Annotated in this window: 17 protein-coding genes; 13 read left to right on the plus strand and 4 right to left on the minus strand. The window is 52.4% G+C overall.

Annotation, left to right across the window (positions count from 1 at the left end; all coding sequences use genetic code 11):
• The first annotated feature begins 10 nt into the window (after nucleotides 1–10).
• Both tca_RS01060 and tca_RS01065 read left to right on the plus strand, forming a co-directional pair.
• The gene (locus tag tca_RS01060; protein WP_269889729.1) at nucleotides 11–547 is read left to right on the plus strand and encodes a DUF483 domain-containing protein; all 537 of its coding nucleotides are present in this window, start codon (nucleotides 11–13) and stop codon (nucleotides 545–547) included.
• Nucleotides 548–738: 191 nt separating this feature from the next.
• Entirely contained in the window at nucleotides 739–4671 is a 3933-nt protein-coding gene (locus tag tca_RS01065; RefSeq protein WP_115892483.1) for a cobaltochelatase subunit CobN, read from the plus strand.
• A gap of 133 nt (nucleotides 4672–4804) precedes the next feature.
• On the opposite strand, the gene tca_RS01070 is transcribed toward tca_RS01065, so the two are convergent.
• Nucleotides 4805–5725 (minus strand): hypothetical protein, encoded by a 921-nt coding sequence (locus tca_RS01070; protein WP_286708973.1) that lies wholly within the window; start codon nucleotides 5723–5725, stop codon nucleotides 4805–4807.
• A gap of 136 nt (nucleotides 5726–5861) precedes the next feature.
• On the opposite strand from tca_RS01070, the gene tca_RS01075 reads away from it, so the two are divergent.
• Nucleotides 5862–6512 (plus strand): hypothetical protein, encoded by a 651-nt coding sequence (locus tca_RS01075; RefSeq protein WP_286708974.1) that lies wholly within the window; start codon nucleotides 5862–5864, stop codon nucleotides 6510–6512.
• A gap of 119 nt (nucleotides 6513–6631) precedes the next feature.
• On the opposite strand, the gene tca_RS01080 is transcribed toward tca_RS01075, so the two are convergent.
• The 3 genes from tca_RS01080 to tca_RS01090 form a co-directional block, all read right to left on the minus strand.
• Nucleotides 6632–8059, minus strand: coding sequence for a replication factor C large subunit (locus tca_RS01080; RefSeq protein ID WP_286708975.1), 1428 nt, complete (start codon nucleotides 8057–8059; stop codon nucleotides 6632–6634).
• Between the two features lie 13 nt (nucleotides 8060–8072).
• Nucleotides 8073–9029 carry a replication factor C small subunit gene (locus tca_RS01085; RefSeq protein WP_048060778.1) on the minus strand — a complete coding sequence of 319 codons (957 nt, stop codon included), beginning with the start codon at nucleotides 9027–9029 and terminating at the stop codon, nucleotides 8073–8075.
• Nucleotides 9030–9162: 133 nt separating this feature from the next.
• A complete protein-coding gene (locus tag tca_RS01090) occupies nucleotides 9163–10014 on the minus strand; it encodes a shikimate dehydrogenase (RefSeq protein ID WP_115892481.1) in 852 nt (283 codons plus the stop codon).
• Between the two features lie 163 nt (nucleotides 10015–10177).
• Between tca_RS01090 and tca_RS01095 the strand changes: the two genes are divergently transcribed.
• From tca_RS01095 to tca_RS01140, 10 genes are all read left to right on the plus strand, one after another.
• Nucleotides 10178–10840: an RNA ligase partner protein gene (locus tca_RS01095; RefSeq protein ID WP_010875882.1), complete on the plus strand. Its 663-nt coding sequence runs from the start codon at nucleotides 10178–10180 to the stop codon at nucleotides 10838–10840.
• 49 nt (nucleotides 10841–10889) lie between these two features.
• On the plus strand, nucleotides 10890–12167 hold the full coding sequence (hisS, locus tag tca_RS01100) for a histidine--tRNA ligase (protein WP_048061190.1): 1278 nt from the start codon (nucleotides 10890–10892) through the stop codon (nucleotides 12165–12167).
• 1 nt (nucleotide 12168) lies between these two features.
• Nucleotides 12169–12558 (plus strand): phosphoribosyl-AMP cyclohydrolase, encoded by a 390-nt coding sequence (hisI, locus tag tca_RS01105; protein ID WP_286709257.1) that lies wholly within the window; start codon nucleotides 12169–12171, stop codon nucleotides 12556–12558.
• Nucleotides 12559–14391, plus strand: coding sequence for a PINc/VapC family ATPase (locus tag tca_RS01110; RefSeq protein ID WP_115892480.1), 1833 nt, complete (start codon nucleotides 12559–12561; stop codon nucleotides 14389–14391). It abuts the gene before it with no gap.
• Between the two features lie 10 nt (nucleotides 14392–14401).
• Nucleotides 14402–15145, plus strand: a complete 744-nt coding sequence (locus tca_RS01115) for a sugar phosphate isomerase/epimerase (protein ID WP_170130300.1) — start codon at nucleotides 14402–14404, stop codon at nucleotides 15143–15145.
• A gap of 167 nt (nucleotides 15146–15312) precedes the next feature.
• A complete protein-coding gene (npdG, locus tag tca_RS01120; RefSeq protein ID WP_048060779.1) occupies nucleotides 15313–15993 on the plus strand; it encodes an NADPH-dependent F420 reductase in 681 nt (226 codons plus the stop codon).
• A 73-nt stretch (nucleotides 15994–16066) separates the two neighbouring features.
• On the plus strand, nucleotides 16067–16651 hold the full coding sequence (hxlB, locus tag tca_RS01125; RefSeq protein WP_048061192.1) for a 6-phospho-3-hexuloisomerase: 585 nt from the start codon (nucleotides 16067–16069) through the stop codon (nucleotides 16649–16651).
• 29 nt (nucleotides 16652–16680) lie between these two features.
• On the plus strand, nucleotides 16681–17187 hold the full coding sequence (endA, locus tag tca_RS01130; protein WP_048060780.1) for a tRNA-intron lyase: 507 nt from the start codon (nucleotides 16681–16683) through the stop codon (nucleotides 17185–17187).
• 54 nt (nucleotides 17188–17241) lie between these two features.
• On the plus strand, nucleotides 17242–18336 hold the full coding sequence (locus tag tca_RS01135) for a tryptophan--tRNA ligase (RefSeq protein WP_286708976.1): 1095 nt from the start codon (nucleotides 17242–17244) through the stop codon (nucleotides 18334–18336).
• Between the two features lie 46 nt (nucleotides 18337–18382).
• A complete protein-coding gene (locus tca_RS01140) occupies nucleotides 18383–19018 on the plus strand; it encodes a stage II sporulation protein M (protein ID WP_286708977.1) in 636 nt (211 codons plus the stop codon).
• Nucleotides 19019–19028: the final 10 nt, after the last annotated feature.

Consider the following 19028-nt stretch of genomic DNA (forward strand, 5'->3'; position numbering starts at 1 on the left):
CGTGGTTTTCATGCTCGAGGACATATATGAGAGGATAGTAAGGATCAGGGAAGAGGGCTGCAGGGAATGCCTGAAGGTTGTCTGCAGGATGGATGATTTTCAGTTCAACCAGCTCATGTCAAGGCTTGAGCTTCAGATCGAGATAACATCAAGGTACAGTCCACCGGTGAGGCCCGCCCTGGACCCAATGATATCAACGGAGCTCGGTGTCTATCGTGGCGATGATGAGAACATAGGTAGACTCCTGGGATACCCTGAATGCTGCATCAGGAGTTTCTCAGAGAATACCCGGTACGCAATCGATGGGGAACATCTTGCAGAGGTCAGTGAACTTGATATCCCTGAGGGTAAATGTGCCATCATAATGCCATCGGGTTTCATACCATGCAGCCTCAGGTGCCAGGAGGCCTGGGAGAGGAAACTCATAGGCTTTGCAGACAGGGATGAATTCAGGAGGATACTTGAACTTGAGGATGAACTCATGATGAGACTCCCCCATTTCCACCTGGCATATGATGAATACTTTGAGAAGATAGTCCTCGAGTAAAAAAACTATTATTTTATGGGTGGCCCTGATCCATCCGAGCTTTCCAGAACACCCAGGTATTACATTCTAACAGCTAATTTTTAAAGTTGTTCATACTTTTAATCTTTTAATTAAGATTTAAATATCGGGCACTCTAAATTCTTTACGATTTTACATCAGTGAATTATGATAAAAGTCAAGGAGGTGAAAACATGAAGAGGTTTCTGTTAATTGCATTGATCCTGCTACTGATTTCAGTCCCATCGGTATCTGCAGCAGACAACAACACAACATCCAACACCACAGAATCAAAGATGCTGAAGGATACTGAGATGGTTGTGCTACTGACAGGCTGCGTTGTGGGCACGGTCGACCCCATAATGAATGAAGCCTACCGTAATGACCTCCTGCCCGCTGGCTACAACTTCACACTGAAGATCTACACCATGGACACCTTCAACATCAACTCAACGGCATCCACCCAGTTCAAAAACGACCTTAAAACTGTGGACATATTCTTTATCTTCACAAGACCCGGGTATCCAACGACCGGTATGAGTTACGGGACAGAATTCGATGCTCTGGTTGACCTGCAGGCCATCGCAGCCAGCCTAAAACCAGGAGCGCGGATATTCGTCCTGGGACCTGTGAAACCCAATATCACGGGTGTTAACGTGACGAACCTTCCAGCCTACGGGCCGGTGGCTGCGCCTGCACTCTCCCGTGAGAACATAAAGAGGACGCTCCTTGAGGTTCTCAGGCTCAGCGGAGCCGTGAACCTGACGGCTAATGATACAAAACTTGTGCCCGGGATGCAGGACTTCCTCTACCATCCGCTGGCACCGCAGGTCTACACAGACAGGGCACCCTACATGGACTGGTACATGAACACCACCCTCTACAGGCCAGGGGCCCCATGGGTGGGTGTGGCAATACTGAACCGGTACTACCTGTCTGGCAACATGGACGTCTATGAGACCCTCATCCAGAAGCTTGAATCCCGTGGACTCAACGTGATACCCTACTTCTACTGCTCAGACCCCATCGGGGCATCAAGGCGCTTCTTCATGGTCAACAACACTTCAGTCATCGATGCGCTTGTTGCATGTGTCCAGTTCGGGTACTGGCCAGACAACCAGACCATAACCTTCTTCACGGACCTCAACGTACCGGTACAGGGACCACTCCCTGTCTTCCTCCAGACATCCCTCGACGATTACATAAACAGCACACGACAGCAGGGACTCAGGGGCCTTGAATACTACTGGCTTTCAATGTTTGAGATGCAGGGACGTATAGAGCCCATCCTCATAGGCGGAAGCCGCATATCAGGTCCTGATCCACTGACAGGTGTCACCATCAAGGAGTACGTGGCCTATGAACCGGGTATAGACCAGCTCGTTAACCGCACACTCGCCTGGGTGAACCTCAGGAAGAAGGCGAACAGTGACAAGAAGCTGGCTATGGTCTACTTTGACAGCACCCATGATGAGGGAATGCCTGCAACCAACGGCCTCAACCTCTACAGGAGTCTCAGCAACATACTCCTCGCCATGAGGGCCGCAGGCTACAGCACCGGCAACGGAAACCTGACCGAGGAATACATCTATGAACTCATAAACAGGGCAGGCAGGAACCCCAGGAACATGACACAGACAGAACTCAGAAAACTCGTGGATGCAGGCTGCATAACCATACCGGTATCAGAGTACCTCAAATGGTATTCTGGACTGCCAGCATCACTCAGAGGACAGGTGGAAGCACTCTGGGGACCCGCACCAGGAAACATCATGATATACAATAACAGCATAGTCATCCCCGGCATCATGATGGGCAACATACTCTTGGCGCCCCAGCCGGTCTGGAAGTGGAACGGTACACTCAACAACGGCACACTGCCACCGACACACCAGTTCATAGCCTTCTACCTCTACCTGCAGAAGGGATTCGGGGCTGACGCCGTCGTCCACATAGGACAGCACGGGACACTGGAACTCCTTCCGGGACACGTGAATGCAATGACAGAGGACGACTGGCCAAACACCCTGATCGGTTCGATTCCAAACATACACCTGCTCAAAATGGAGGACCCTCTGGAGGCGGTCATAAACCCCACCAAGAGAAGGGCATATGCTGTCACGATCTCCTACCTCATCCCACCGGTCATGAGGACAGAGCTTTACGGTGTCTACCAGGAACTCTCAGATCTCATGGGATCCTACAGCACAGCAGAGGCATCAGGAGACACTGACAGAATGAACAGCCTGGAGTCCCTCATCAGGGATGGTGTGACGAGGGCCGGACTTGAGGTAAGGCTCGGTGTGAACAGCTCCACAGCCTTCAGTGTCCTCAGAGACAGGCTCCATGAGTACCTCGAGGAACTTTCAGGGATACTGACACCCTACGGCCTTCACACCTTCGGAGAACTGCCAGACAGTGAAACCCTTGAGAAATTCATAGACGCAATAATATCCTTCGACCCTGCAAACAGGACAGCCAGAAGGGATGAGATAAGGAACCTTCTGATTATGAGCGCCAGTAATGAGATGAACTCACTCCTGAGGGCACTTAACGGTGAATTCATACAGCCAGTATCAGCAAGAAGCCCGGTCATCAACCTGGAGACCCTTCCAACGGGCCGCAACATGTACACCTTTGACCCCTCATCAATCCCTGACCCCGCAGCAGTGGTCATAGGATCAAGGGCTGCCGAGGAGATGCTGAAGCGCTACAGGAATTCCAGCGGTGGAAGGTACCCTGAGACAGTGGCCGTGGATATAGGTGATGTGATATCAACTGGCGGTCAGAGCATAGCAGCGATATTCTACTTCCTGGGAGTCAGACCCATCTATGAGAGCGGAGCCCTCATAGGTACAGAGATCATACCCCTCAGTGAACTTGGAAGACCGAGGATAGACGTTGTGATAAGTGACTTCCACAACTTCCGTGGAGCAATCCCTGCCACCATGGACGTAATCGACAATACAATAAAGAGGATAGTGAACCTCAACGAGTCATCTGAGATGAACTATGTGAGGAAGCACTACCTCGCAATGAAAGCAGGCATCTACGCTGAACTTGTCGCAGCAGGGATGAACACTTCCGAAGCGGATGCAAATGCGGATAGACTTGCAAGGACAAGGATCTTCGGACTTCCACCCGGTGCCGACCCCCATGGAGCAGGTGTTGACAGGATACTCTGGTCAAGGGACGACTGGACTCCAGAGCAGCTTGCTGAGACATACCTCAGCTACTACTCCTATGCCTATGGAAGAGATTTAAATGGAGTCCAGAGCCCGAAACTCCTGGAGTCACTCCTGCGCACAGTTGACACCACCATGGTCATAATGCCCTACAGGGCACCCGGTGAGGGCACCTGCCTCTACAGGGTCTCAGTCACCGTGAACTTCATGGTGAACTACCTCACAGGGAGGAACATAAACAGCTACATTGCAAGGACAGCCTACGGTACACCCCTGATAAGGACACTGCAGGAGTCAACCTACGATGACCTTGCGGTGACACTGCTCAACCCGGTCTGGGTACAGGGCAAACTCCGTGAGGGGCCATCTGGAAGTGCTTCAATAGCACTGCAGGTGAGGGACCTGTTCACCAGCGACGCCCTGGTGGATGTGGCATCCCCTGATGTCTGGAGGAGAATAGCAGACACTTTCCTCTTTGACAGCTCTGTAAGGTCACAGTTTGATCCATCAGCCCTCCAGATGATTGCAAGGTATGTGAGGCAGGCCCATACCAGGGGTCTTGTATCCCTTTCACAGGAGGAACTTGTAGCCATCTCAGAGATGCTCGGTGAGAAATCCGGCTCTGATGGAAATGACCAGGGAACCACCACAACACCACATGGCGGTACAACCGGCGGTTCAGCCACATCAGGCGGAAGAACAGGCACTGGGTCCCCAGGGCTATCTCCAGGTGTATCAGGTGCCATATCCATGGATTCACAGTCCAGCGGAGCAGCATCAGCTTCTCCGGGTGAGGGACAGGAGAGGGCAGGACGCTCCTATGAGATATCAACACCCACGGCTGCGAAATCATCAGGCACCCAGCTATACGCCATTGCAGGCATAATCGGGCTATTCTGTCTCCTCGGAGTGGGCTACTACTTCGGTCCCATGAGAAAATAAATTCTATTCCTTTTTATTTTTTGGCTCTAAGAACCGAACTAATTCTTACGCATTATGTGACTTACCTAATAAGTGTACTAGCTCTGAATCTTCTAGGTAAAGACTTTTGGTGGTTTACCTAAATTACACTGAATTAGGAGAACCTTCTGAAAAGATGCGGCCTGAGACCTGCCTCCATCAGCACCCGTCTGTCGTCCTCTGTTAAGTCTGATTCACTGGTAGGTGGTACTGGTTTACCCCTCCTTGCAAGGATGACACCACCACGCCTCTGGGCCCCCAGGAACTTCCCGGCATCGCCGTCCACTATGAGATAACCATCCCTCATGTCTATACCCGAGAAATCGTCACAGTCCCCCTGGATGATGACGGTACCTCCACTCAGGAGCGCCCCGGTATTCTTACCTGCATCACCCATAACACGGACGGTTCCGCGCCTCATGAGTATCCCGGTTGAGAGATCAACGTTACCGTGGTGGATTATCTCCACATCAGCATCCAGCCGGGCCCCCAGGGTGTCCCGCACATGACCGTCATCTATGACCATGCGTCCAGGTTCAAGGGTCACATTCACGGGTTCAGCTCTGAGACCATTCATGAGGATGTCCGTGACTGACATGAACTTTTTGTAGCCCCTCCTGTCGGATCTGACCTCAATGATGTTTCCTATGGGGTCCCTGACTTCACCCTTCACGTATATGGTGCCTGAGACCATGCTTATGCCCATCCTGGTGTCAACGTCCCCCTCCACGGTAACAACCCCTGCATCCATCACACCTCCGCCGCCCCCGAAGTAGGCGAGGTCGGCGCCCATGCTGGAGGCCAGCCTGTGTCCGGTGTCACCCCTCACAATGACCTCTCCTCCATCCTTGAGGTGTTCAACAACCTCCCGGAAGGTGTGGCTGGTTCCTGGAATCCTCTCATCAGGGTCCAGCTTTTCACCACGGTGCTGCCAGTAGAAGTTGTAGGTAAAATCAGCTATGCAGTCAACCGGACCGTCGGGTTCGATCTCAATAACTTCCCTTTCATCCCTCCTTCTGCCAAGGAATCCGAACATATATGCACCTCCATTATCAGATTTCCACCCCAACTGATAAATACATCTCCCATAAATATTTCTGTGTGGTATTCCAGGAAGAGGCGCTGGGATAATTTTCCGGTGGATGTTCTCTTTGTGGATCTCGGGAGATGATATGTTGCCTGAAAGGAGTGAATTACTCAGTTTCCTCTCAGAACTTGGCGTTGATACAAGGTTTGTGAGTGTAACGCCGGGCGAGGTCCTCATAAACAACCTGAGGTTCTCCAGGTTCTCCAGGAGGAGGGAGGAGCTATTCAGGGAGAGGTTCCCTGATGTGGATGTTGTGAGGTCCAAGGTGTTCCAGAAGATATGTTCAAGGGCCTCCAGGGTACTCTCCTCGAACCTCAGACCACGCTCAGAGGTGAGGATCGATGCAGAGGGTGAGATGGCCACCGTACTCCACATCATACTTGAGCCCTACACGAGGAAGTACGGTATAGGGATCGGTGAAGGTGATGTGAGGGTGCTCCCGGGGACCCTTGACCACTCCATTGCAGCTGCAGTCGAGGATATGCTCTCAGGTGAAAGGATAGGGTATCACCTTAGGTCAACACCCCTCCGGATATACCCTCTATCAGGGGTCCCTGCAGAGTGGATTGAAGCCTGGAGGGGCACCAGGATCGAGGTAACAGGAAATCCACTGGTTAAGGAGTTTCTTGAATTCTTTGATGGGAACATCCCCCAGTTCAGGGATAAGATGAAGAGATCCCTCGAATATCTCGGGGAGCTTCCTGAGGCCTGGGGTGGACCACAGTCCCCTTACTAGATCCCCACATCCGGAGTCCTATGGAGCTCACTGACTGCTGGCAGTGTCATCTAGTTGATGGCTGATACCTAATTTACCCTTCAGAGACTGTGAATAAAAAAAGGGTTATCTTTATGGGACTATGAGAACTGGAAGAGTGACGTCTGTTTTTCTTTGGGCTTCTTATCATCTGAACTGCCGGATGATTCATCCGGGGATCCATCATCCCTTTTAGAGGATTTACTGGGTGTCTTTGCGGCTTTATCCTTTCTGGATTTATCTGCCCCCTTATCTTTCTCCTGACTGTAAAGGGGCCCCACTTTAATTTCAGCTTTCCTGGGGGTTTTCTTCCTTTTAGGCGCCTTTATCTTTCTCTTCCGGAACAGTTTGATCTCCTCGTCTCTAAGCTCCAGGAATTCACTTATATCATAGGCCATTTCATCATTCTCAAATAGGATCTCCATGTATGGGAACATTGAGATTGCGACCTTCGGTGAGATGTGCATCTTTCCAGCCATCTTGGCCGCGACACTGTCCCTGAGGCTCCTCTGTTTCCGGGTTTTCCCGAGTATCCTGAAGGATGATGAACCTGTGTAGCGGACGAACTTCCGGTAGGTCTTATCCTTTGCAAGGGCAACCCCTGGCCCCATGAGTTCGGAGGCGTAGCGCCAGTAGGTGTAGTTCCTGGTTCTCACGGCTCGCCCGAAGAATATGTCTGCACGTGAGAGCATATCATAGGCCCTGCTGATCTCATTTGGCTTCTCATATTCCCTGGGAACGTTCTCTGCGATGAATTCAAGTACAAGGGTGGGGTCATCATCCACCCTCATGGCCTCCCTGACCTTTGAGACGTCACGGCTCTTGAGGACGGCCCTGACGGCATCAAAGAGGTTTGAGGTGGCATCCTTTTCTCCCATCTTCAGGAGCTCCTCACCGATGCGCTCCTCACCCTCTGCCATGGCCTCAAGGTCGTTGATGGCTGAACGCAGGTCACCACGGGACCTTTTTGCCAGTTCCCTGAGCACATCATCGGGGCACTCTATACCCTCAGCACGGCATATCCTCCTGAGGGCTGCTGCTATGGATGATGTGTGGACCTTTCTGAGGTTTAAGACCCTGCATCTGGGCTTTATGCTCTGCAGCCTCTTGCTGTAGGGGTCGTTTGCTGTGAGGACCATGGGATGTCTGCTCTCCTTTATGATCCTGTTTATTGCCTGGACACCTCCACGGTCCTCATTCCCGTGGATCCCATCAACCTCATCAAGGATGATGAGCTTCAGGTCATGGTTGAAGAGGGAGCGGGTCGCTGATGCCTCACCGGCGCTCCTCATAAGGGCGTCCTGGGAGCGCCTGTCACTGGCGTTGAGTTCAAGGGTATCAGAGAACTCCTTTCCTATGATGTGGGCGAGGGTTGTCTTCCCGGTCCCGGGGGGTCCAACCAGGAGGAGCGGCTTCTGGGGCTTCCCTGCCTTCCAGGCTTTGATCCACTCCTTTATCTCAGCTATGACCTTCTGGTTCCCGACCACCTCATCGAAGCTCCCTGGCCGGTATTTCTCTGTCCATGACATTTACTGTACCTCTTTAGGCGTGTTCAAGGAACCTTGCAAGGAGGGCCTCAAGCTGTATCCTGGGATTGGCGCCCTCCCTTATCCTGAAGTCGTATTCGCCGATGGCATCGATGAGGCCCACGTACCTATCACCATCAACCTCGCCCTCCATTGCCAGCCTTGAGAGCTCCTGATAGATCTGGGTGACCATGTCCTCCCCGCTTATACCCTGGAGAACCATGATCTCCCTCAGCATGTCCCTGGCCTCCATGAACTTACCATCAAGGATGGTCTTTATCATCTTCCTCACATCCTTTGGCCGGGCCCTTGACACGACATCGTAGATGCTTGACTCTGTTATCTTCTCACCGAGGGATGCGGCTGACTGGAGGAGGTTTATGGCCTTCCTGAGATCCCCCTCAGCGAAGTAGACTATTGTCTCAAGGGCATGGGCCTCGTATTCAAGGTTCTCCTTCTCTGCAATGTACTCCAGGCGTTTGATTATCTGGTGGCCCTTGAGGGGGAGGAACCTGAATATGGCGCACCTTGACTGGATCGGATCTATTATCTTTGAGGAGTAGTTACAGGAGAGTATGAAGGAGGATGTCTTTGTGTACATCTCCATCTCCCTCCTGAGGGCGTGCTGGGCGTCCTTTGTCATGTTGTCCACTTCGTCGAGGAATATTATCCTGAAGGGGGCGCCCACGGGTTTTAGGCGGCAGAAGTTCTTTATGCTGGTCCTCACGGTGTCTATACCCCTGGCGTCTGATGCGTTGAGTTCAAGGAAGTTCTGCCTCCAGTACTCACCGAGGATCTCCCTTGCAAGGGCAAGGGCTGCTGTTGTTTTACCGACACCAGCTGGACCCGTGAACATGAGGTTTGGCATGCTTTTCTCTTCGACGTACCGCTTTAGACGTGGTATTATGTGTTCCTGGCCTACTATATCATCAAGTTTCTGTGGTCTGTACTTCTCTACCCAAGGTCCGTTCATAATGATCACCGATAAGGTTTAATGGAGTTTTCACTGTCCATGGACCGGCGGATCCATCAACGGTGTTTATTTTTCATGGACTGGACCGGTATAGTTCTGTCATCCATCAATATAGTTAATTATCATGGGGACCTTAATCCCTGTTAAGGACCCTTTTCAGGGCGTCTTCCATGACATCCAGGGGCGGGTCCCTCCCGGTCCAGATCCTGAAGGCCTCAACGCCCTGATAGAGGAGCATACGGATCCCTGAAACCGGGATGGCTGACGCCCTCTCAGCCTCTCTCAGGAGGACCGTCCTTTGAGGGTTGTACACGAGGTCATGGACCACCAGACCCTCATGCATGAGTTCAGCCCCCACCAGTGGCCTGTCATCTGTGTGGGGATGCATGCCCACCGGCGTGGTGTCTATGAGGATATCAGCCGATTTCACAGACCCCTGGATAAGTTCATAGCCCCCGTATGATGCCTCAAAGCCCAGTTTATCAGCCATATCCTCTGCAAGGAGGCGGGCCTTTTCAGGGGTCCTGTTCAGTATGGTTATATCCGAGGCCCCCTTCTCTGCAAGCTGGAATGCACAGGCCCTTGCAGCCCCACCCGCCCCCAGTATAAGGACGGATGAACCCTCAACGGATGTCACCTCTTCAAGGGCCCTTAAGCACCCTGAGGCATCGGTATTGTATCCCCTGACGGTCCCGTCATCGAATTTCAGAGTGTTAACGGCACCTATCAGGGCCGCTGTCCCATGGATATCATCAATGTACTCCAGGACGGCCTCCTTGTGGGGTATTGTCACATTCACACCCTCAACCCCAAGGGCCCTCAGGCCCTCAACCGCTGCTTTCAGGTTCTCTGGCTTCACAGGGAATGGTACGTATATCCAGTCCATACCAAGGCTCCTGAACGCCGCGTTGTGCATTATGGGCGAGAGGCTGTGCCCCAGGGGATGGCCCATGATTCCGGTTACATGTGTTTTTCCAGTTATCAGTTTATCACCCCGGCATTACAGGCAAAGAATCTCTTCGGGTTTAGATGCTGCACCGGTCAGTATAGAATCTGATTTTTTTTCTCATGGTACTTACAATATTTATTTACCATCAGCGATAAATATTGTTGCCATAGGTTACCTATAATCCAGGGGAGAGTGTGACATGCTTGCAAAGCAGAGATTCGTACTTGATACAACGGCATTTACAGATAACCAGCTGCGAGAACTGCTGGGTGATGGCGACCTCAACCTCTCGGTTGACAGGATGCTTGACCTCATAGCGAGAAGCAGGATAAAACTCAACATAAGCTGTCACATGCCTCCCATCACCTACAAGGAGTTCACAGATTACATGACACGCTACGACTGCCCGGAGGAGACCCTTATAAAGGCCGAGACATGGATAGTTAAGAAGACACCCAACCGCTACGACACACAGATACCCTCCCAGATATTCTATGAATACGTCCATGATATACGGGAGAGGATGAACAAGGGCCTCAGGATCTCAGAGACCCTGCTCTGGGAGGCAGGCATACAGTCCATCATAATGGCCTCCCGTGACGTCAAGAAGACAGAGATCGAGAGCGAGGTGCTTGGAAAGGCCATAAAGGACCTCAGGAAGAAATACAGATCAGCCCTCCGCAAGGGAACCCTTGACAGTGCCCCCGACCTTGATGTGCTGCTCCTTGCCAAGGAACTGGGGGCAGGGGTCGTGGCGGCCGATGATGGTATAAGGGTCTGGGCTGAGCGACTGGGTCTGAGGTTCCTCAATGCCACATCCTTCCCCAAGATGCTCAAGGAATACCTTAAATATTATGAATGATGAACCTCTCATCATCCCCTTTATCATTTTTACTGGAGGAATTGCTGTCATGGATATATCAAGACCGAGAGGAACAAGGGACTTCCTTTTCGCTGAAATGAGGAACAGGAAAGAGGTTGAAGGTGTACTCAGAAGGACATTCGAGACCTATGGCTACCATGAGATCAAGACACCAATATTTGAGGAACTCAAACTCTTCACAGTCAAATCCGGTGAGGAGGTGGTGAACCAGATCTACCACTTCACCGATAAGGGCGGCCGGGAACTGGCCCTGAGACCTGAACTCACAGCACCCGTGGCAAGGCTCTACATGAATGAGATGCAGAAAAAACCGAAGCCAATAAAGATGTACTACTTCGGGAGCTGCTTCAGGTATGAGAGGCCGCAGGCCGGGCGCTTCAGACAGTTCTGGCAGTTCGGATGCGAACTCATAGGTGGAAGATCGCCCCTGGCAGAGGCTGAGGTGATATCCCTAGCATCTGAATCCCTCCATGAACTCGGCCTTGACGGATTCGAGGTCCACATAGGCCACCTGGGCATACTCCGCGGGATCCTCGGCAGGGAGGAAATCCCATCTGAACTCCAGGACAGGATAATGGGTGTCATAGACAAGGGCGACGTGGAAGAACTTGAAGCACTCCTAGGGGAGGTTGAGGTATCTGGAGAAAGCCGGGAACTCCTCATGAAGCTCATAGGTACACAGGGGGGCCCGGAGGTTCTGGACGATGTTGAAGAATACCTGGGGGGCTACAGTGAATCCCTGGAGGCCCTTGAAGAGTTCAGGGAACTCGTTGAGACCCTCCACTACTTTGGCGTGGATGACTACCATGTGAACCTGGGGATAGCAAGGGGCCTTGACTACTACACAGGGATAGTATTCGAGATCTACGTGCCGGAACTGGGGGCCCAGAAACAGATATGTGGCGGAGGGACCTACAACCTGGTTGAAACATTCGGTGGGGAGCGGGTCGAATCAACGGGATTCGCCTTCGGCTTTGACAGGCTCATGAACGCCCTGGGGATGGATGAGGAGAACATGAGGATGGTTGATGTCTTCGTGATACCCATACAGGACTCCACTGTCCCTGAGGCCATAAGGATCACCCAGGAGCTCAGGGCTGCAGGGGTATCCGCTGACCTCGAAGTCTCTGGCAGGAAGCTCAGGAAGGCCCTCTCACACGCTGACAACCTTGGAGCCAGGTTCGCAGTTCTGACAGGTGAGAGGGAAATCCAGGATGGTAAGGTGACGGTAAAGGATATGGAGAGGAACTCCCAGGAGACCCTGCCAAGGGATGAGATGGTTGATAAAATCAAAGGGAGATGTTAACATTTTACTTAATTTCAGACATAATATTAATGGCGAAGACCTCATAATTGCAGTTGCACAGGACCACGAGACAGGTGAGGTCCTCATGGTGGCCTACATGAACCGTGAGGCCCTCAGGAGGACCCTTGAAACAGGCACTGCCCACTACTGGAGCACATCCCGGGGTAAGCTGTGGCTGAAGGGTGAAAGCTCAGGCCATGTTCAGCGTGTGAAGGACGTTCTCGTGGACTGTGACGGTGATGCGGTTGTGCTGAAGGTTGAACAGGAGGGTGGGGCCTGCCATACAGGTTACAGGTCCTGCTTCTACCGCAGTATTGATGGAGATGAACTCAGAGTCAGGAAGGACGCCGTGAAGGTCTTTGACCCTGAAGAGATATACGGAGATGGTTAGATGAAGATTGTTCCAGATACAAGTGTTATTGTTGACGGCAGGATCACCGGGATAGTCCAGGAGGACGAGTTCAGGGGCAGCGAGGTGATCGTGCCCGAGGCAGTTGTATCTGAACTCGAATACCAGGCCAACCGTGGAAGGGAGACAGGTTTCAATGGCCTCGAGGAACTGAAGAACCTCCAGAAGCTCCACAAGGAGAATATAATATCCATGATATTCGTCGGGCGCCGCCCCACAGTGGATGAGATATCCCTCTCAAGGGGTGGTGAGATAGATGCCATGATAAGGTCCACGGCAAGGGAATATGATGCCCTCCTTATAACAAGTGACCGGGTCCAGGCCGAGGTCGGGAAGGCCCAGGGCCTCGATGTCTTCTACATCAAACCAGAGGTCCTGGAGTACGAGGAGCTGGAGATAAGCAAGTACTTCGATGAGAACACCATGTCGGTCCACCTCAAGGAGAATGTCGTTCCGATGGCCAAGAAGGGCCGGCCAGGGGAAATCCAGCTGGTTGAGATAGGTAAAAGACCGCTTAAACATTCAGATATAAGCAGGATGGCCCGTGAGATCGTGGAGAGGGCCAAGAGTGACTTCAAGAGCTTTATAGAGATCGAAATGGAGGGCGCCACGGTCGTACAGTTCCGGGAGTACAGGATATCCATTGCAAGACCACCATTCTCAGAGGCCTTTGAGATAACCGCGGTCAGGCCGGTGGCGAGGGTTTCACTGGAGGACTACAGGCTCTCAGACAGGCTCGTGGAGAGGCTGAGGGATACTGCCAAGGGGGTGCTCATTGCAGGTTCCCCCGGGGCAGGTAAGAGTACCTTTGCCCAGGCAGTGGCAGAGTTCTACAGCAGGGATATGAAGGCGGTTGTCAAGACCATGGAGTCACCCAGGGACCTCCAGGTTGGTGATGAGATAACACAGTATGCACCCATTGAGAGGGACATGCAGAAGACGGCAGACATACTCCTCCTCGTGAGGCCCGACTACACCATCTACGATGAACTCAGAAAGACCCGTGACTTCAGGATATTTGCGGATATGAGGCTCGCGGGTGTGGGTATGGTTGGTGTGGTCCACGCCACAAGGCCCATAGACGCCATACAGAGGATCCTTGGAAGGGTTGAGCTCGGCGTCATACCCTCAGTTGTTGATACAACAATATTCATCGAGGATGGGGAGGTTAAGGCTGTCTACGATGTCTCCCTCACCGTGAAGGTGCCCACGGGCATGCAGGAGGCTGACCTTGCAAGGCCGGTCATCGAGATCAGGGACCTTGAATCAGGGGAACTCATGCATGAGATATACACCTACGGTGAGCAGACAATAGTCATGGACGTCTCAAAGGCAGCCCCTTCAGGGCGCAAACCGTCAGCCCACAGGATAGCTGAGAGGGAGATCGAGAGGGAGTTCCGCAGGAGGATCCCGGGTGCCCGGGTCAGGGTTGAACTTGAATCTGATGAACGTGCCAGGGTCTGGATAGATGAGAAGTACATACCCCAGGTTATAGGTAAGAAGGGTAAGACCATTGAGGAGATCGAGAACAGCATAGGCATAAGCATAGGTGTGGAGCCCCTGGAGGAGAGGGAAATCGAGGAGACCCTTGAGGTCCCCGTTGAACTTGCAGGGAATTATGTGGTTCTAAACTTTGGCAAGGACGCTGTGGGGGTGTCCTTTGACATACTTGTGGATGATGAGTACCTCTTCACAGCCACTGTAGGAAAGAAGGGGACCATAAAGCTCAGAAGGGACATAGAGCTGGCTGACATCATAATGGAGGCCGTGAAGAACAGCATACCTGTGAGGGCCAGGGTCAGGCCAGAGGCTTGAGGGTGGTGTGATGAGGATAGGTGTCTCAACCCTTGCACTCACACCGTCCCCACTGGGGGAGATGCTGGAGTACATCGAGGCCCTTGGGGCCGAGTGCTGTGAAATCATATATGAGCACCCCCTCTCTGAGGTGGAGGTCACAGACTCCCACAGCCTGGAATTCACGGTACACGCCCCAATATCAGATATCAACATAGCGTCCCTCAATGACACTGTGAGGGAGGCCTCCATCAGGGAGGTTGAATCTGCAGTGGACCTTGCAGTTGAACTTGACTCCGACGTGGTGGTGGTCCACCCCGGCACAGTACCCTTCCTGGGGAGACCCTACAGGGACCTTATAGCCGAGAGGAACCTGGAATCCCTTGCAGCAATATCAGAATACGCATCTGACAGGGGTGTCGGCGTATACCCTGAGAACATGCCCCGCCTGGAGGGGCCACTTCTCCGGGAACTTGAGGAGCTCTGGGGTGTTGCAGAGGAGCTCGGTGTCATGGTGACCCTTGACGCGGCCCACGCAGCCACCATGGGTTACTCCACGGAGGAGATGGTATCAGCCCATGTGGGGCACGTCCACCTCTCTGACAACACGGGTGAGGTTGACAGTCACGACGCCCTGGGCGAGGGTTCACTGGACTTCCAGGCGCTCCTGGATGGTTTGAGGGGCGCAGGCTACACTGGAGTCCTCACAGTGGAGGTCAAGACACCTGATGAGGTCAGACAGAGTGTTGAGTTCCTGAGGAATATTATACCTTGAGGGGCCCCGGGTCCCGTGATGCCCGGGAGGCCTTCCGTGTTCCTGGGGAATATTCCGCTGGAGGGGTGCTGGTTTTCCAGGGAACTCTATCTGGGGTGTCAGCGCCCTGAAGGATTTCCCCTGGAGGGTCAGGGTTTGAGATAATTTTATTGATTAAGGTGATGGTTATGAAGATAGCAGTTATTGGTGGAACAGGAGACCAGGGCCTTGGACTGGCCCTGAGATTTGCAGTAGCAGGTGAGGAAGTAATTATAGGTTCAAGAGACGCTGAGAAGGCATCTAAAGCAGCCTCAAAGGTCCTTGAGATAGCTGGAAGGGATGACATCAGTGTTGAGGGTGCCACCAACCCTGATGCGGCAGCCTCTGCCGATGTGGTGGTGCTGACGGTTCCCCTCCAGGCCCAGATGGTCACACTGGCCTCAATAAGGGATCAGGTGAGGGACAAGGTCCTCATAGATGCCACGGTACCCATCGACAGCTGCATCGGCGGCTCAGCAGTCAGATACATTGACCTCTGGGAGGGTTCAGCGGCTGAGAGGGCTGCAAGGTTCCTCAGGGAGCAGGGCACAAGGGTTGCAGCAGCCTTCAACAACATAAGCGCCTCCGCCCTCCTTGAAGTATCTGAGCCAGTGGACTGTGACTGTCTGGTGGCATCAGACCACAGGGACGCCCTTGAAGTTGCAGCTGAACTTGCAGAGAAGATAGATGGTGTCCGGGCCATTGAATGCGGCGGCCTTGAGAATGCAAGGATCATTGAGAAGATAACCCCGCTACTCATAAACCTCAACATAAGGAACAGGGTGAGGAATGCGGGCATAAGGATCACGAACCTTCCAGAGCAAGAGTAATCGCTGCAGTCATCCATGGAAGACCCCTTTAACAGATGCAGCCATACACAAGTACTGATTAAAGTTGATTGAAATGGAGATACTGAGGAATACTGTTCAGAAGATAGCTAAGCACGCCATTGAGGCAATAGATAAGGTCGATGAAGCTGAACTTGAGATGATGATCTCAAAGATAATGGATGCAAGCTCAGTTTTCATAGTTGGAACCGGCAGGTCCGAGCTGATAGGAAAGGCCTTTGCAATGAGGCTTATGCACCTTGGATTCAAGGTCCACGTGGTTGGTGACGTTACAACTCCGGCCATAAGGGACGAGGACTGCCTGATAGCAATCTCAGGGTCCGGTGAAACCAAGACCGTCACACTGGCAGCTGAGACATCAAGGTCTGTGGGTGCAACGGTGGTGGCTGTAACAGCAACCCCTGAATCGACCCTCACGGGTTACAGTGACGTGGTTATATGCATCCCGAGCAAGACAAAGGAGCCCTGGAAGTACTACACCTCAGGTGTCCTCAGGGGAGAATATGATGACCTCACACCCATGGGGACCCTCTTTGAGGACAGCACCCACCTCTTCCTGGACGGCCTCATAGCAGAGTTCATGTCGATCCTTGGAAAGAGGGAGAAGGACCTCAAGGAGAGGCACGCCATAATCGAGTAGCTCAACCAGCACTCACGGGAGGTTTGAGAGTGGAGGGACAGCTCGGAGATGAGGTGGTCACCATAAAGGCCACATCCATCGCAAGGAGGCTTCATGGAAAGAGCCACTACGGTAAGATGTATGAGGACAGACTTCAGCTTTCACTTATTGAGGCGGCCTACCTCATGGAGAGGGGTAAGCTCAAACTCATGAAGGACGATGATGAGGTGTCCCCTGAGGAATTCATATCCCTCCTCGGTGAACGGGGACTCTACAGCAAGTATCTTGTCTACAGGGATCTCAGGAACAGGGGATACATAGTTAAAACAGGTTTCAAGTATGGTGCAGAGTTCAGACTATATGAGAGGGGAGGGGCTCCCGGCAGGACCCACTCGGCCTACCTTGTGAGGGTGATCTCAGAGAATGACACCATCCACGCCCTTGACTTTTCAAGTTATGTGAGGGTGGCCCATGGGGTTAACAAGAAGCTCCTCATGGCCTTCCTCGACGATGAGGAGGACATAACCTACTACCTTGTTGACTGGATAAGACCATGATCTGGCTACTCTGACGGCTTAAGCAACAGAAATGACTTAATAACGGTGATATGATTGATAGACCCTTGGGGATCAGCAAAGCTTGAATACCAGGATCTTATTGAGAACTTCGGCGTCAGACCCTTCAGTGAGGTCCTTGACGAAGTACCCGAACCCAGCTGGCTCATGAGGCGGGGCATAATCTTCGGGCACAGGGACTATGAGAGGATAATCAGTGCCATGAAGAAGGGTGAGGACTTCGCGGTTGTAACAGGGATGATGCCAAGTGGAAGGATGCATATAGGCCACAAGATGATCGTGGATCAGCTCAGATGGTACGACAAGATGGGGGCCGAGATATTCATACCCATAGCAGACATGGAGGCCTACTCAGCCAGGGGGGTGGACTTCGAGGACTCAAGGAGGATAGCCATTGAGGAGTACATCGCAGGGTACATTGCCCTCGGACTTGACCTTGAGAAGGATAACATACACGTCTACCTCCAGTCAGAGAACCTCATGGTGGAGGACCTCGCCTATGTCCTTGCAGGGAAGGTCAACTTCAATGAGCTCAGGGCGATCTATGGTTTCACAGGATCCACGAGCATGGCCCACATGTACGCCCCCATAATACAGGTCTCAGACATCCTGCACCCCCAGCTGGATGAACTGGGGGGCCCCAGACCCGTAATTGTCCCTGTGGGCCCGGACCAGGACCCCCATATAAGGCTGACACGGGATATAGCAGCCAGGTTCAGGGACAGGTATGGCTTCATCCTCCCCTCATCAACATACCACAGATTCATGGGCGGCCTCACCGGGGGTAAGATGTCAAGCAGCAGGCCCAAATCCGCCATATTCCTGAGCGACACACCTGAGGAGGCAGAGGCGAAGATAAGGAACGCCAAGACCGGGGGGAGGGAGACCCTGAAGGAGCAGAGGGAACTTGGAGGAGTGCCGGAGGAGTGCATAATATATGAGACACTCCTCTACCACATGTCAGGTTCAGACTCCAGGCTTGAGGAGATATATGAATCATGCAGAAACGGTACACTTATGTGCGGTGAGTGCAAAAATAATACTGCAGAGTTTATCAGGAAGTTCTTCGAGGAACTTTCGGTGAAAAGGGAGAAGGCCCTTCCTGCTGCCAGAAGGATTCTTGAGGGATAAAAATGAGAAATAAGAAGGTCAGATGGATTCTGATGGGGGTTCGAAGATGAGAAGGAAGGAGAAATATGAGGGCACACTGAGTTACATCATAAGGAACAATGAAACCTTCCTCCTGGCATCAACCTTCCTCTTCCTCATATCCCTCTTTGGAGGGTATCTGTTCTCAGGATCCATCGGAGACCTTATAAGGCCTCTCATGGATGAGTTTCGGAGGAGCGTGGCTGAAGGTGAGATCAAGCTCTCAACGGCATCCATATTCATTCACAACCTTCAGGCAGCTCTTCTGATATATGGTGGGGGTTTGCTTCTGGGTGTTTTCACGGCCCTCTTCCTTATTGTGAACGGCCTCTTCATAGGATTCTTTGCATCCCAGGTTCCACTGGACGATTTCGTCTTTCTTACACTGCCCCACGGAATATTTGAGATCCCTGGCCTCATAATCGCTGGAGCTGCTGGTTTCAGGCTTGCAAGCTTCATCTATCACTTCTTCAGTGATCTCCTGACAGAGACATGGTACGGTTCCTTCCCTGACAGGGTTATCCACTTCCTTGGCAGGAACCAGGATGAGCTTGTGGAGTCCCTGCTCCTCCTGGGGGTGGCCGTGGTCTTCCTGGTGGTGGCAGCATTTGTGGAGGCGAACCTCACACTGGGAATATACAGCTACATAAAGGGGTCCATCTAGACCCATTTAT

This window comes from Methanothermobacter sp. EMTCatA1 (assembly GCF_002356395.1).
Taxonomy (GTDB): domain Archaea; phylum Methanobacteriota; class Methanobacteria; order Methanobacteriales; family Methanothermobacteraceae; genus Methanothermobacter; species Methanothermobacter thermautotrophicus.

Bases quoted from the DNA above. Each gene is read 5' to 3' on its own strand.
- tca_RS01060 (WP_269889729.1), top strand. From the start codon at position 11: ATGCTCGAGGACATATATGAGAGGATAGTAAGGATCAGGGAAGAGGGC.
- tca_RS01065 (WP_115892483.1), top strand. From the start codon at position 739: ATGAAGAGGTTTCTGTTAATTGCATTGATCCTGCTACTGATTTCAGTC.
- tca_RS01070 (WP_286708973.1), bottom strand. From the start codon at position 5,725: ATGTTCGGATTCCTTGGCAGAAGGAGGGATGAAAGGGAAGTTATTGAG.
- tca_RS01075 (WP_286708974.1), top strand. From the start codon at position 5,862: ATGTTGCCTGAAAGGAGTGAATTACTCAGTTTCCTCTCAGAACTTGGC.
- tca_RS01080 (WP_286708975.1), bottom strand. From the start codon at position 8,059: ATGTCATGGACAGAGAAATACCGGCCAGGGAGCTTCGATGAGGTGGTC.
- tca_RS01085 (WP_048060778.1), bottom strand. From the start codon at position 9,029: ATGAACGGACCTTGGGTAGAGAAGTACAGACCACAGAAACTTGATGAT.
- tca_RS01095 (WP_010875882.1), top strand. From the start codon at position 10,178: ATGCTTGCAAAGCAGAGATTCGTACTTGATACAACGGCATTTACAGAT.
- hisS (WP_048061190.1), top strand. From the start codon at position 10,890: ATGGATATATCAAGACCGAGAGGAACAAGGGACTTCCTTTTCGCTGAA.
- tca_RS01110 (WP_115892480.1), top strand. From the start codon at position 12,559: ATGAAGATTGTTCCAGATACAAGTGTTATTGTTGACGGCAGGATCACC.
- tca_RS01115 (WP_170130300.1), top strand. From the start codon at position 14,402: ATGAGGATAGGTGTCTCAACCCTTGCACTCACACCGTCCCCACTGGGG.
- npdG (WP_048060779.1), top strand. From the start codon at position 15,313: ATGAAGATAGCAGTTATTGGTGGAACAGGAGACCAGGGCCTTGGACTG.
- hxlB (WP_048061192.1), top strand. From the start codon at position 16,067: ATGGAGATACTGAGGAATACTGTTCAGAAGATAGCTAAGCACGCCATT.
- tca_RS01140 (WP_286708977.1), top strand. From the start codon at position 18,383: ATGAGAAGGAAGGAGAAATATGAGGGCACACTGAGTTACATCATAAGG.